Source organism: Hydrogenophaga sp. H7, assembly GCF_002025745.1.
GTDB classification, from domain to species: Bacteria; Pseudomonadota; Gammaproteobacteria; order Burkholderiales; family Burkholderiaceae_C; genus Hydrogenophaga; species Hydrogenophaga pseudoflava.
Genome location: NZ_MCIC01000014.1, coordinates 278,381 through 291,196, shown reverse-complemented (window position 1 = coordinate 291,196; position 12,816 = coordinate 278,381). Strand labels below are relative to the sequence as shown.

At 61.2% G+C, this 12,816-nt stretch carries 14 protein-coding genes; 7 read left to right on the top strand and 7 right to left on the bottom strand.

Features of this window, described 5'->3' with window-relative positions; all coding sequences use genetic code 11:
* Positions 1–221: 221 nt before the first annotated feature.
* Genes BC358_RS10455 through BC358_RS10440 form a run of 4 tightly spaced genes read left to right on the top strand, consistent with a single transcriptional unit; the run spans position 222 to position 2,934 of the window.
* The gene (locus BC358_RS10455; RefSeq protein ID WP_079365766.1) at positions 222–578 is read left to right on the top strand and encodes a VanZ family protein; all 357 of its coding nucleotides are present in this window, start codon (positions 222–224) and stop codon (positions 576–578) included.
* Positions 579–582: 4 nt separating this feature from the next.
* Positions 583–1,356: a leucyl/phenylalanyl-tRNA--protein transferase gene (aat, locus tag BC358_RS10450; protein ID WP_079365765.1), complete on the top strand. Its 774-nt coding sequence runs from the start codon at positions 583–585 to the stop codon at positions 1,354–1,356.
* Positions 1,353–2,093, top strand: a complete 741-nt coding sequence (locus BC358_RS10445) for an arginyltransferase (RefSeq protein WP_066151189.1) — start codon at positions 1,353–1,355, stop codon at positions 2,091–2,093. The genes aat and BC358_RS10445 overlap by 4 nt, the downstream gene beginning before the upstream one ends.
* A 37-nt stretch (positions 2,094–2,130) precedes the next feature.
* On the top strand, positions 2,131–2,934 hold the full coding sequence (locus BC358_RS10440; protein WP_079365764.1) for an IclR family transcriptional regulator: 804 nt from the start codon (positions 2,131–2,133) through the stop codon (positions 2,932–2,934).
* Positions 2,935–2,997: 63 nt separating this feature from the next.
* On the opposite strand, the gene BC358_RS10435 is transcribed toward BC358_RS10440, so the two are convergent.
* The 6 genes from BC358_RS10435 to BC358_RS10410 form a co-directional block, all read right to left on the bottom strand.
* A complete protein-coding gene (locus BC358_RS10435) occupies positions 2,998–4,221 on the bottom strand; it encodes a serine hydrolase (protein WP_079365763.1) in 1,224 nt (407 codons plus the stop codon).
* A 175-nt stretch (positions 4,222–4,396) separates the two neighbouring features.
* Positions 4,397–5,938, bottom strand: coding sequence for a 2-isopropylmalate synthase (locus BC358_RS10430; RefSeq protein WP_066151194.1), 1,542 nt, complete (start codon positions 5,936–5,938; stop codon positions 4,397–4,399).
* Positions 5,939–6,179: 241 nt separating this feature from the next.
* On the bottom strand, positions 6,180–6,989 hold the full coding sequence (gene pssA, locus BC358_RS10425) for a CDP-diacylglycerol--serine O-phosphatidyltransferase (RefSeq protein WP_066151197.1): 810 nt from the start codon (positions 6,987–6,989) through the stop codon (positions 6,180–6,182).
* A 111-nt stretch (positions 6,990–7,100) separates the two neighbouring features.
* Positions 7,101–8,117, bottom strand: a complete 1,017-nt coding sequence (gene ilvC / locus BC358_RS10420) for a ketol-acid reductoisomerase (RefSeq protein ID WP_066151200.1) — start codon at positions 8,115–8,117, stop codon at positions 7,101–7,103.
* 110 nt (positions 8,118–8,227) lie between these two features.
* Positions 8,228–8,719, bottom strand: coding sequence for an acetolactate synthase small subunit (ilvN, locus tag BC358_RS10415; protein ID WP_066151204.1), 492 nt, complete (start codon positions 8,717–8,719; stop codon positions 8,228–8,230).
* A 132-nt stretch (positions 8,720–8,851) separates the two neighbouring features.
* A complete protein-coding gene (locus tag BC358_RS10410) occupies positions 8,852–10,633 on the bottom strand; it encodes an acetolactate synthase 3 catalytic subunit (RefSeq protein WP_079365762.1) in 1,782 nt (593 codons plus the stop codon).
* Positions 10,634–10,898: 265 nt separating this feature from the next.
* On the opposite strand from BC358_RS10410, the gene BC358_RS10405 reads away from it, so the two are divergent.
* The 3 genes from BC358_RS10405 (at position 10,899) to BC358_RS10395 (ending at position 12,429) form a co-directional block, all read left to right on the top strand.
* Complete coding sequence (locus BC358_RS10405) at positions 10,899–11,444, top strand: RDD family protein (RefSeq protein ID WP_256861466.1); 546 nt, start codon at positions 10,899–10,901, stop codon at positions 11,442–11,444.
* 65 nt (positions 11,445–11,509) lie between these two features.
* Positions 11,510–11,845, top strand: coding sequence for a diacylglycerol kinase (locus tag BC358_RS10400; RefSeq protein WP_079365760.1), 336 nt, complete (start codon positions 11,510–11,512; stop codon positions 11,843–11,845).
* Positions 11,842–12,429 carry a TIGR00730 family Rossman fold protein gene (locus BC358_RS10395; RefSeq protein WP_079365759.1) on the top strand — a complete coding sequence of 196 codons (588 nt, stop codon included), beginning with the start codon at positions 11,842–11,844 and terminating at the stop codon, positions 12,427–12,429. Before BC358_RS10400 ends, BC358_RS10395 begins: the two co-directional genes overlap by 4 nt.
* Here BC358_RS10395 and BC358_RS10390 read toward each other — a convergent pair.
* Positions 12,426–12,764 (bottom strand): P-II family nitrogen regulator, encoded by a 339-nt coding sequence (locus BC358_RS10390; protein WP_066263643.1) that lies wholly within the window; start codon positions 12,762–12,764, stop codon positions 12,426–12,428. The two genes, BC358_RS10395 and BC358_RS10390, sit on opposite strands and share 4 nt — an antisense overlap.
* Positions 12,765–12,816 lie beyond the last annotated feature (52 nt).

The window sequence follows — 12,816 nt, the reverse complement described above, 5'->3', positions numbered from 1 at the left end:
GCTTTGCGCTCGCGGCATCCCTAAGCGCATTCACCTCCCGCCGTGGACATGGCGCCCCTCATAATTCCGGGGAATCTCGAATAGATGCTCTGAACGCCTACGGCTGATCTACGGTGTCTGGGTCGAGTCCAGGGCGGGGAGCACCCAAAGGACACTCAGGTCATTGGCCCAAGTGCTTTTGTTGTCTGAAACGACCTTCAACAACGGCTGTGCCGCCTCACATGAACCGCCTCCTGTTAAAAGCCGCCTTCTGGGCAGCCGTGGTCCTCATGGGCACCCTCTCGCTCGTGCCCGCGACCGAACTGCCTGCGCAGGTGTTCAACATATGGGACAAGGCCCAGCACGCCGGAGGCTTCCTGTTGCTGGCCCTGCTGGGCGGACTCGCTTACCAGAGGCCGCGGGGAAAAGTGTTGATCGGCCTCTTGGTCTACGGGGCCTTGATTGAGGTAGCCCAGTCCGCAACAGGCTGGAGAAACGGCGATCTGTTCGACCTGGTGGCCGATGCCGTGGGTGTGTGGCTGGGCGCCCTGTTGCTCGCAATGCCCCTGCCTTGGTCGCAGCGATCCCGCCCACAATAGGCGCATGTCGTCCACCCCCACGTTCACTCCGGAACTCCCATGGCTGGAGCCGGGCGATCCATTCCCAGCAGTGGAACGCGCCTGGGGCGCGACCGACCCCGCGCCAGGCTTGCTGGCAGCAGGAGGGGCTCTGGACGTTGACACCCTTCTGCGCGCGTACAGCGAAGGCATTTTCCCCTGGTACAGCGCGGGGCAGCCGATCCTCTGGTGGTCGACCGACCCTCGGATGGTGCTCCGCACGCACCAGTTCAGGTTGCACCGCTCGCTTCGCAAGACGCTGATCAAGCTTCTGCTGGACCAGCGACTGGTCATCCGGTTCGACCACGACTTCGAGCGCGTGATCCGGGCCTGTGCGCATACGCCCCGCAAAGATCAGGCGGGCACCTGGATTCTGCAGCCCATGATCCAGGCCTATCTGCAGCTGCATTCCGCAGGTCATGCGCACAGCGTGGAAGCCTGGATCGATGGAGAGCTTTCTGGCGGGCTCTACTGCGTCAATCTCGGTGCCATGGTTTTCGGAGAGTCCATGTTCAGCCGCCGCAGCAATGCCTCCAAACTGGCGATGTGCGGACTGGTCGCATTCTGCCTGGCCAATGGAATTCCCCTCATCGACTGTCAGCAGGAGACCTCTCATCTGGCATCACTCGGTGCAACCCTGATGCCAAGGACCGACTTCAGCCAGCACCTGCGAAAGACCACGTCCCACCGTGCACCGGTGTGGCGATTCGAGCCCGTATACTGGAACCACCTCATCACAGGCCCTGACGCAACAGCGTGACGCACCTGAAAGAACTTCCGCTGCAGGCGTTGCAGTTCTACGCCACGGCGCCCTACCCCTGCAGCTACCTGGCCGGCCGACAGGCCCGTTCGCAGGTGGCAACGCCAAGTCACCTGATCCACAACGACGCCTATTCGAACCTCGTGACCCTGGGCTTCAGGCGCAGCGGGGTGTTCACCTACCGCCCGCACTGTGACGGTTGCCATGCCTGTGTTCCGCTGCGCATTCCGGTGAACGTGTTTCGCGCCAGCCGCAGCCAGAGGCGCTCCATGGCCCGGCATGCCAATCTGGAGACCCGGGTTCTCGGACTGTGTTTCGAACCTGAGCACTACCAGCTGTACCTGCGCTACCAGAACAGTCGCCATGCCGGTGGTGGCATGGATCAGGACAGCATTGACCAGTACAGCCAATTCCTGCTGCAAAGCCGTGTCAATTCACGGTTGGTGGAGTTCCGTGAGCCCGCCCGCTCAGACCGTCCAAGCCGTCTGGTGATGGTGTCCATCGTCGACGTCCTCAACGACGGACTATCGGCCGTGTACACGTTTTACGAGCCATCCGACGCGGGCGCCAGTTACGGCACCTACAGCATCCTCTGGCAGATAGAACAGGCCCGTGAGCTGGGCCTGTCGCACATGTATCTGGGCTACTGGATCGAGCAGAGTTCGAAGATGAACTACAAGGCGGCCTTCAGACCGCATGAACTGCTCAGAGATGGGCAGTGGGTGATGGCGCCTTGATTTCATCTCGTAAAATATCCGCAACTCTATTGCGGCCATGACAAAACGAAACGACTCCCTGCCCAGCACCCCGACTGTCCAGGTCATAGAACGGATGTTCAATCTTCTGGAGGTTCTCGCCTCCCGCGAAGAGCCGGTGTCGCTCAAGGAAATCAGCGAGAAGACCGGCCTGCACCCTTCAACCGCACACCGGATTCTCAACGACCTGACCATCGGCCGCTTCGTGGACCGCCCTGAGGCAGGAAGCTACAGGCTCGGCATGCGCCTCCTTGAACTTGGCAACCTGGTGAAAGCGCGTCTCAGCGTCAGGGATGCCGCGCTCGCTCCGATGCGGGAACTTCACAAGCTGATCCAGCAACCGGTCAACCTGAGCGTCCGGCAGGGCGATGAAATCGTCTATGTAGAACGGGCCTACAGCGAACGGTCCGGAATGCAGGTCGTACGCGCCATTGGCGGGCGTGCCCCGCTGCATCTGACTTCGGTGGGCAAACTGTTTCTGGCGGCCGACGAACCTCAACGGGTGCGCGCGTATGCAACCCGAACCGGTCTTGCCGGCAACACCCGCAACAGTCTGACCCAGCTGCCCAATCTTGAACGCGAGTTGCAGCAGTGCCGCATGGCAGGCCTGGCCCGCGACAACGAGGAGCTGGAACTGGGTGTGCGTTGCATGGCCGCTGGCATCTATGACGACCAGTGCCGTCTGGTCGCTGGCCTGTCGATTTCAGCGCCCGCCGACCGCATCGACGAAAACTGGGTTCCCAAACTCCGCTCAACAGCCGCAGAGATTTCGATTGCTTTGGGGTGTCCCAAAGGATTCGCCACACAGCCAGCCGCCCGCTGATCCACAAACAAAAAGCGGCCCGAAGCGGGCCGCTTTTTTATCCGTTGGGGCGGCAGAAGAGACTCACCCTTGCGGACGCACCGCCGCCTGGTGCATTGGTTGGGCCTCGACCCAGCGTCGCACACGCTCGGCATCCTGAGCCCTTCCCAGCTGGCCCGTGGCATCAAGGAAGACCATGATCAACTGGCGTCCTGCGACACGGGCCTGCATCACAAGGCATCGCCCCGCCTCCGAGATGTACCCGGTTTTCTGAAGACCGATATCCCAGTCGGGATCACGAATCAATCGGTTCGAGTTGCGATACTCCAGTGTCCTATGGCCCAGTTCGAGCTGGTGACTCGGCGAGGTCGATAGGCTGCGGAGCAGCGGCCGTTGATACGCCACCGACACCAAAGTCGCCAGATCACGCGCGCTGGACTGATTCAGACTGGACAAGCCAGTGGGCTCGACATAGCGGGTGTCGCGCATGCCCAGTTCTCGTGCCTTCGCATTCATGAGACGCACAAACTGGTCCAGTCCTCCAGGGAAGGTGCGCCCCAAAGCATGAGCGGCTCGGTTCTCACTGGACATGAGCGCCAGGTGCATCAACTCCAGACGCGTCAGGGTGGTCCCCACCGCCAATCGCGAGCGACTGCCTTTGACCGTATCCACGTCGTCGGACGTGATGGTCACCATCTCATCAAGGGGCAGGTTTGCATCGGTGACCACAAGCCCGGTCATCAACTTCGTCAGCGAGGCGATTGGCAGGACAGCAGAATCGTTCTTGCTGAACAGCACCTCATTGGTTTGCTGGTCCACCACCAGTGCAACGCTTGAATTGAGAGCCAGAGGGTCTCCAGCAGCCCGAAGCCCCATCTGTTCACCCATCGAAGAACGGGGCTCCATCGCCACCGGACGCACCGTACTGCTGCGCGGGTGCGCAGCCAGTCGCACCGGCTGACGACCACCACGCACATACCTCGCTTCACTGAACTTGCGGGACTTCGCCAAGCGGGTGCTGTTTTCGGGCTTGCGCTTGCTCGCCCGGGAATCAGACCGGGCCACACGAGTGGCCTTTGCCCCCTGCTTTCTCTTGGCGGAGAGTTCCTTCTTGCCCGATCGCGCACTCAGTTTGGTGACGCTGGCGCGCTTGCTGCGTTCGGCAGGCTGGGCATCCGCTTTGCGAGCGGTTTTTTCGGCTTTGTTGGAGGCCGCCTCCGCGGTCACCGGCAACGCCAGGGACACCGACATCACGGCAACCGCAACCAAGTGCAGCAGCGTGACAAATCGTACGCGGGACAATTTCATGGACTCCACTCCAGCGACCTCAAAGATGAGCCCAAGTATAGGAGAACGAAAAAAAACTAGCAATATCAAACGCTTGTAACGCACTCCTCAGTGAACGCCAAAACAACCGTGAAGATGCACGGCTATTCGGAGCCTCATCCGAGGATTTCGTTACAAGTGGTTGATTTGTAATGCTTTATCCTTGCGCAGCAACCCGCTCTGCCTGGCTTTCCAGTTTGTTCAGAGCACTCAGATAGGCTTTGGCGGAGGCCACGACGATGTCGGGGTCGGCTCCAACCCCATTCACCACCCGGCCACCGAGCTGCAGACGAACCGTCACCTCTCCCTGGCTTTCGGTTGAACCACTGGTGATGGCATTGACCGAGTACAACACCAGTTCCGCACCGCTCTTGACATGGCTCTCGATGGCCTTGAGCGAAGCATCGACGGGGCCATTGCCATCGGACGAGCCACGGATCTCTTTGCCTTCGACAGTGAACACCACCTCTGCATGAGGGCGTTCACCGGTTTCACTGCGCTGGGACAGCGACACCAGGCCATATCGTTCCTTTTCGGCGGTCACGCTCTCGTCGCTGCACAGTGCCAGGATGTCTTCGTCGAAAATCTCGCTCTTGCGATCAGCCAGCTCTTTGAACGCGGCAAACGCCGTGTTGATCTCGCTTTCCGAGGCCATCTCGATGCCCAGATCCTGCAGGCGCTGCTTGAACGCGTTGCGACCACTGAGTTTGCCCAGCACGATCTTGTTGGCGCTCCAGCCCACATCCTCTGCGCGCATGATTTCGTAGGTGTCGCGCGCTTTGAGCACCCCATCCTGGTGGATGCCCGAAGCGTGCGCAAACGCGTTGGCCCCGACAACAGCCTTGTTGGGTTGAACCACAAAACCGGTGGTCTGGCTGACCATACGGCTGGCTGGCACGATTTGGGTGGTGTCGATTCCAATGTCCAGATTGAAATAGTCGCGACGGGTCTTCACCGCCATCACGATCTCTTCGAGCGAGCAGTTGCCTGCACGTTCGCCCAGTCCATTGATGGTGCACTCGACCTGGCGAGCGCCGCCGATTTTCACACCGGCCAGCGAGTTGGCGACCGCCATGCCCAGATCGTTGTGGCAATGCACAGACCAGATGGCCTTGTCGGAGTTGGGAACTCTCTCCCGCAACGTGTGGATGAAGTTGCCGTAAAGCTCGGGCACCGCATACCCCACCGTGTCAGGAATATTCAGCGTTGTGGCCCCTTCGTTGATCACGGCTTCAAGCACCCGACAGAGGAAGTCGATGTCGCTGCGATAGCCGTCCTCCGGGCTGAACTCGATGTCATCGACAAGGTTCCGCGCAAAGCGCACCGACTGCTTGGCCTGCTCGAACACCTGGTCCGGCGTCATGCGCAGCTTCTTCTCCATGTGGAGAGGGCTAGTAGCGATGAAGGTGTGAATCCGCGCCCGACTGGCCCCTTTGAGGGCTTCGGCGGCGCGAGAGATGTCGCGATCATTGGCACGGGCCAGCGAGCAGACCGTCGAGTCCTTGATGGTGTTGGCAATCGCCTGGACGCAGTCGAAGTCCCCATTGGAACTGGCGGCAAAACCCGCCTCGATCACATCGACTTTCAGCCGCTCGAGCTGACGTGCAATACGCAGCTTTTCGTCCTTGGTCATGGAAGCACCAGGCGACTGCTCGCCATCGCGCAGGGTGGTGTCGAAAATGATCAGTTTGTCGCTCATCTCAGTTCTCCGGTGTGTGGCCTCGTGGACCACTCTTGAAAAAACCCGCAGTTCCAAAACAAAACGGCCCGCTGCGGGTGCAAACGGGCCGTTGTTGGAAATCACTCGCGCGTTACCAGACCTGCCCGTGCCGGACACCCAGTAGTAGCGAGGAGGAAACGGATTTCATACAGAGCAATGTAGCACAACGGCCCGGACATCCCTACAAAAGCCGTCCATGACCGCGATTGACATCGCCGCGTCACTCGTGCAGGCCACGCTCGTCCGGTTCGTCGGTCGACGTGCTGATCACGCTGGTTGGCCGCCCCTTGGCCTTGCGCCAGAAATACATGGCATAGCCAGAAAGACCATACAGAACGAACAACCCGAACAACACCGTGGGCGGATGGATGTTGATCACCGCAATACCCAGCGCCACCAGCACGATGGCAGCAAACGGAACACTCTTCTTCAGACTCAGATCCTTGAAACTGTAAAACGGCACATTGGTCACCATGGTCAGGCCCGAGTACAGCGTGATCGCGAACATCGCCCACACGAGATCGGCCTTGACCAGTTCCAGCTCGTTGGCCAACCAGATGAACCCGGACACCAGCGCCGCAGCAGCGGGCGATGGCAGCCCCTGGAAGTAACGCTTGTCGACCACTCCCGTGTTGACGTTGAAACGCGCCAGCCGCAGCGCCGCGCATGCGCAGTACACGAAGGCAGCAATCCAGCCCCAGCGGCCGATGTCCCTGAGGACCCAGACATAGGCCACCAGCGCGGGTGCTGCACCGAACGACACCATGTCGGACAAGGAGTCCATCTGCTCACCAAAGGCACTTTGCGTGTTGGTCATGCGGGCCACACGTCCGTCCAGGCTGTCCAGAACCATGGCAGCGAAGATGCCCACGGTCGCAAGATCAAAGCGGCCATTCATGGCCATCACGATCGCGTAGAACCCGCCGAACAGAGCCGCGAGGGTGATCATGTTGGGCAGCATGTAGATGCCCTTGGGGCGCCGCGGGCTCTCCGTCATGGGCTCGTGAAGGGGGTCGGATCCGTCGTGCATGAGGAATGGGCTTCAAGCCGAAAAGCGTCAAAAAAGCAGTGTAAGCCAGTGGCAAGCCCGCACAAACGACAAAGGCCACCGAAGTGGCCTTTGCATCGGACGCCGAGGCGATCAGTTGCGGGTCTGGTCAACCAGCTTGTTCTTGGCGATCCAGGGCATCATGGCGCGCAGCTGGGCACCCACCACTTCGATCTGGTGATCGGCGGTGTTGCGGCGGCGAGCGGTCATGCTCGGGTAGTTCAGACGGCCTTCCTGAATGAACATCTTGGCGTAGTCGCCGTTCTGGATGCGCTTGAGCGCGTTGCGCATGGCCTTGCGCGACTCTTCGTTGATCACTTCCGGACCGGTCACGTACTCGCCGAACTCCGCGTTGTTGGAGATCGAATAGTTCATGTTGGCGATACCGCCTTCGTAGATCAGGTCGACGATCAGCTTGAGTTCGTGCAGGCACTCGAAGTACGCCATCTCGGGGGCATAGCCCGCTTCGACCAGGGTTTCGTAACCCATCTTGATCAACTCGACGGCACCACCGCACAGGACGGCCTGTTCGCCGAACAGGTCGGTCTCGGTCTCTTCCTTGAAGTTGGTCTCGATGATGCCGGCCTTGCCGCCACCGTTGGCCATGGCGTAGGACAGGGCCAGGTCACGAGCCTTGCCGGACTTGTCCTGGTGCACCGCGATCAGGTGGGGCACGCCGCCGCCTTGGGTGTAGGTGTTGCGCACGGTGTGGCCGGGGGCCTTGGGGGCCACCATCCACACATCCAGATCGGCGCGGGGCACGACCTGGTTGTAGTGCACGTTGAAGCCGTGGGCGAACACCAGCGAAGCGCCTTGCTTGATGTTGGGGGCCACGTTGTTGCTGTAAACCTCGGCGATTTGCTCGTCGGGCAGCAGGATCATGACCACGTCAGCGGCCTTCACGGCATCGTTGACTTCCATCACGGTCAGGCCAGCCTTGCCGACCTTGTCCCAAGAGGCGCCGCCCTTGCGCAGGCCGACCACGACCTTGACGCCGCTGTCGTTCAGGTTCTGGGCATGGGCATGGCCCTGCGAGCCATAGCCGATGATCGCGACGGTCTTGCCCTTGATCAGGCTCAGGTCACAGTCTTTGTCGTAGAAAACTTTCATGGTCATTCCTCTTTGGAGTGTTGGTTTGCCGTTCGTACACGAGCCCGTCGAAGGCCCTCGACAGGCCCAGCCCGAACGGCGGTTCGGCTGAGCCCGAAAAACCTGAGATCTTAAACGCGCAGAATGCGCTCGCCACGCCCGATGCCGCACGATCCCGTACGCACCGTTTCAAGAATGGCAGAGCGGTCGATGGCTTCCAGAAACGCGTCGTTCTTGCCCTGGTCGCCCGTCAGCTCGATGGTGTAGCTCTTCTCCGTCACGTCGATGATGCGACCGCGGAAGATGTCCGCCATGCGCTTCATCTCTTCGCGCTCCTTGCCCACCGCACGCACCTTCACGAGCATGAGCTCACGCTCGGTGTAGGCGCCTTCGGTCAGGTCCACCACCTTCACCACTTCGATCAGGCGGTTCAGGTGCTTGGTGATCTGCTCAATGACGTCGTCCGACCCGGTGGTCTGGATGGTCATGCGCGAGAGCGATGGATCTTCCGTCGGCGCCACGGTGAGCGACTCGATGTTGTAGCCACGGGCCGAGAACAGCCCCACGACGCGGGACAGCGCACCCGCTTCGTTCTCAAGCAGGACAGCAATGATGTGTTTCATGATGAAGATTCCTCTTTTCTGAGCCCTCCCCTGCGCACGGTAATGCACAGGCTCGGCTGCAAATAGATTCGTCGAAGGGAAGCACCTTGGCGTTGCACACTGATGCGCGCAGCGCCGGGTGCGGAGGGAAAGTCAGAGCTCTTCTGAGCCCAGCAGCATTTCGGTGATGCCCTTGCCGGCCTCCACCATGGGCCAGACGTTCTCCGTCGGGTCGGTGCGCACGTCGATGAAGACGCAGCGGTCCTTGATGGAACGCGCTTCACGCAATGCGGCTTCCACATCTTGTGGGCGCTCGACCAGTATGCCAACGTGACCGTAGGCTTCGGCCAGCTTGACGAAGTTCGGCAGCGCATCCATGTAGCTGTGGCTGTAACGGCCCTGGTAAATCAGTTCCTGCCACTGGCGCACCATGCCCAGATAGCGGTTGTTCAGGGACAACACCTTCACCGCCGTGCCGTATTGCTGGCAGGTGGACAGCTCCTGGATGTTCATCTGGATAGAGCCTTCGCCGGTGATGCACCAGCAGTCGGCATCGGGCTTGGCCAGCTTGATGCCCATGGCGTATGGCAGACCCACACCCATGGTGCCCAGGCCGCCCGAGTTGATCCAGCGCCGAGGCTCGTTGAACTTGTAGAACTGCGCCGCGAACATCTGGTGTTGGCCCACGTCGGACGTGATGTAGCAGTCATCGTCCTTGGTCAGATTCCAGAGCGTTTCCACCACCATCTGCGGCTTGATGACCTGCGTATTGGTGCGGTCATAGCGCAGGCAGTCGCGCGAACGCCACCCCTCAATGGTGTCCCACCAGGAGGCCAGCGCCTTCTCGTCCGGCCTTGCCTGAGCTTCCTTGATCATGTTGATCAGCTCGGTCAGCACATCCTTGACGTCGCCCACGATGGGCACATCGACCTTCACGCGTTTGGCGATGCTCGAAGGGTCGATGTCGATGTGGATGATCTTGCGTTCCACCGAAGCAAAGTGCTTGGGGTTGCCGATCACGCGGTCGTCAAAGCGTGCACCCACCGCCAGCAGCACGTCGCAGTTCTGCATGGCGTGGTTGGCTTCGATGGTGCCGTGCATGCCGAGCATGCCCAGGAACTTGCGGTCGGTCGCCGGGTAGGCGCCCAGCCCCATCAGGGTGTGGGTGACCGGGTAGCCCAGCAGGTCAACCAGGGTACGCAGTTCGGGAACCGCGTTGCCGAGAAGAACGCCACCACCGGTGTAGATGTAAGGTCGTTTGGCGTTCAGCAGCAGCTGCAGCGCCTTGCGGATCTGGCCACCATGCCCCTTGCGCACCGGGTTGTAGGAGCGCATCTCCACCGACTCGGGATAACCGGTCCAGGTGGCCTTGTTGAAGGACACGTCCTTCGGAATGTCCACCACCACAGGACCCGGACGACCGGTGCGGGCGATGTGGAAGGCTTTCTTCATCACGTCGGCCAGATCGCGCACATCCTTGACCAGGAAGTTGTGCTTGACGATGGGTCGCGTGATACCGACGGTGTCGCATTCCTGGAATGCGTCCGAGCCGATGGCCGCCGTGGGCACCTGGCCCGCGATGATGACCATGGGAATACTGTCGGTGTACGCCGTGGCAATACCGGTGACGGCATTGGTCACGCCAGGCCCCGAGGTGACCAGCGCCACGCCCACATCGCCGGTGGCACGGGCGTAGCCGTCTGCGGCGTGCACGGCGGCCTGCTCGTGGCGCACCAGCACGTGCTGCATGGTGTCCTGCTTGTACAGGGCGTCGTAGATGTAGAGCACCGCACCACCCGGGTAACCCCAGATGTACTTCACACCTTCGGCCTGCAGGGCGCGCACCATGATTTCGGCGCCCATGAGCTGTTCGGATGCGGGGGATTGGCCGGCAGCAGCAGCGGCCGAGGCCAGTTCGGCCTTGGAGATTTCCATGATCAACCTTTCGAGAATTTCTCTGACGAAATACCTTGGGTGCTCCTTCACCTACTCTCGTGAAGCGGTGTCGGAACTTGAGGCCAGTGGACATGAGCGGACACATACCCCGCCGGACCATGACCCGTTTGCTTTTTTGAATTGCAACTTGGCATTATCGCACTGCAACACGAACCTTCGCGTATGACCCGCCAAGATGTTCAGAAACGTTGCGCAAAGCACCCGTCGCGGGGTGCGACAATCGCCGGCTGTCCCGCGCTCCACAATGCAAGCCTCTCCTGTCTCTGCCGCTCCGCCCTCTCTCATCGCACCACCGCTGATGCGCCGCATGGCCTGCTGGCTGTACGAGGGCACACTGCTCTTTGGCGTGGTGTTCATCGCCGGCTACTTTTTTTCCGCACTCACCCAGACCCGAAACGCCCTGGACAACCGCCACTGGCAGCAGGCGTTTCTGTTCATCGTGTTCGGCATCTATTTCGTCTGGTTCTGGGCCAAGGGGCAGACGCTGGCCATGAAGACCTGGCACATCCGTGTCGTCGACACCAAGGGGCATGCCCTGACCCAGACGAGGGCTCTGGTTCGCTATCTGCTGAGCTGGCTGTGGTTCCTGCCGCCGCTGGCCGCTGGAGGAGTCTTCAGGCTGCCCGCGGGGGAACTGTCGGTCATCGTGGTTGGATGGGTGCTGGTCTGGGCACTGCTCTCCCGGTTCCACGCGCAGGGCCAGTTTGTCCATGACGCGCTGGCTGGCACACGCCTGGTGCATTTCAAGCCCGACCTGCCCCCTCGTCCGCGCAAATTCTGGCACCTGTGAAAACCGTGTCCGATACCCCTACCGATCCCACCGACGCCCAAAAGCGCCGGCACGGACTCAGCCGGATGTGGCACGCCTTCGGCTACTCCATGGCAGGGCTGCGCGCAGGCTGGCAGGAAACGGCGCTGCGGCAGGAGATGCTTGCTGCAGCGTTGCTGCTGCCGTCGTCCCTCTGGCTGGGTCGCAGTTGGGTGGAGGTCGTTCTGCTGGCAGGCTCGGTGCTGCTGGTGCTGATCGTCGAGTTGCTCAACACCGGCGTGGAGTCGGCCATCGACCGCATCGGACCTGAATGGCACGAACTGTCCAAGCGTGCCAAAGACATGGGCAGTGCTGCGGTGCTGCTCAGCCTGTTGCTGTGTGCCGGCACCTGGGTTGCGGCCATCATCCATCGAATCTCATGAAATCACCTGCGTTCTCTCTCTGCGTCTACTGTGGCTCTCGACCGGGCGCCAATCCTGCCTACGCGCAGGTTGCGAGGTCCGTGGGCGAGTGGATCGGCCGCCACGGCGGCCAGCTGGTCTATGGCGGTGGACACAACGGATTGATGGGGCTGCTGGCCGACGCGACACTGGCGGCCGGCGGCCGGGTGGTCGGCATCATTCCCAAGGCACTGGTCGAGCGGGAATGGGCCCACAAGGGCTGCAGCGAACTGCATGTGGTCGATACCATGCACGAGCGCAAGCGCATGATGGCCGAGCGGGCCGATGCTTTCCTCGCCCTCCCTGGCGGTATCGGTACGTTCGAGGAGTTCTTCGAGGTATGGACCTGGCGCCAGCTGGGCTACCACGACAAGCCGGTCGGCCTGCTCAATGTCGATGGCTACTACGACGGTCTTCTGGGCTTCATGCAAACCGGTGTCGACCAGCAGTTCATGGGGCCCTGGCAGATGGAGTTGATCCGCGTGGGATCCGACTGGCAACAGCTGCTGCCGGAGCTGGTGCAGGCCGGGGGCGTCACGCCCGCCGACCAGCTGGACCGGGTTTAGACCGCAGTTTCGTCCTCTTCACCAGTACGGATGCGCACCACGCGCTCAACCGGCGTCACAAAGATCTTGCCGTCACCGATCTTGCCGGTGCGTGCGGCGCGCACGATGGCATCGACACAACGGTCCACGTCGTCCGACTTCACCACCACCTCCAGCTTGACCTTGGGCAGGAAATCCACCACGTATTCGGCGCCGCGGTAGAGCTCGGTGTGACCCTTCTGGCGACCGAAACCCTTGACCTCCGTCACGGTCAGACCGGTCACGCCTTGTTCGGCGAGCGCCTCCCGAACCTCCTCCAGCTTGAACGGTTTGATGACGGCGGTGATCTGCTTCATGTCGGGGTCTCCAGTCAGGCGGGCAAAGTTGCCGGGTAATTATGCCCAAGGG

Bases quoted from the DNA above. Each gene is read 5' to 3' on its own strand.
- BC358_RS10455 (WP_079365766.1), top strand. From the start codon at position 222: ATGAACCGCCTCCTGTTAAAAGCCGCCTTCTGGGCAGCCGTGGTCCTC.
- aat (WP_079365765.1), top strand. From the start codon at position 583: ATGTCGTCCACCCCCACGTTCACTCCGGAACTCCCATGGCTGGAGCCG.
- BC358_RS10440 (WP_079365764.1), top strand. From the start codon at position 2,131: ATGACAAAACGAAACGACTCCCTGCCCAGCACCCCGACTGTCCAGGTC.
- BC358_RS10435 (WP_079365763.1), bottom strand. From the start codon at position 4,221: ATGAAATTGTCCCGCGTACGATTTGTCACGCTGCTGCACTTGGTTGCG.
- BC358_RS10430 (WP_066151194.1), bottom strand. From the start codon at position 5,938: ATGAGCGACAAACTGATCATTTTCGACACCACCCTGCGCGATGGCGAG.
- pssA (WP_066151197.1), bottom strand. From the start codon at position 6,989: ATGCACGACGGATCCGACCCCCTTCACGAGCCCATGACGGAGAGCCCG.
- ilvC (WP_066151200.1), bottom strand. From the start codon at position 8,117: ATGAAAGTTTTCTACGACAAAGACTGTGACCTGAGCCTGATCAAGGGC.
- ilvN (WP_066151204.1), bottom strand. From the start codon at position 8,719: ATGAAACACATCATTGCTGTCCTGCTTGAGAACGAAGCGGGTGCGCTG.
- BC358_RS10410 (WP_079365762.1), bottom strand. From the start codon at position 10,633: ATGGAAATCTCCAAGGCCGAACTGGCCTCGGCCGCTGCTGCTGCCGGC.
- BC358_RS10405 (WP_256861466.1), top strand. From the start codon at position 10,899: ATGCAAGCCTCTCCTGTCTCTGCCGCTCCGCCCTCTCTCATCGCACCA.
- BC358_RS10400 (WP_079365760.1), top strand. From the start codon at position 11,510: ATGTGGCACGCCTTCGGCTACTCCATGGCAGGGCTGCGCGCAGGCTGG.
- BC358_RS10395 (WP_079365759.1), top strand. From the start codon at position 11,842: ATGAAATCACCTGCGTTCTCTCTCTGCGTCTACTGTGGCTCTCGACCG.
- BC358_RS10390 (WP_066263643.1), bottom strand. From the start codon at position 12,764: ATGAAGCAGATCACCGCCGTCATCAAACCGTTCAAGCTGGAGGAGGTT.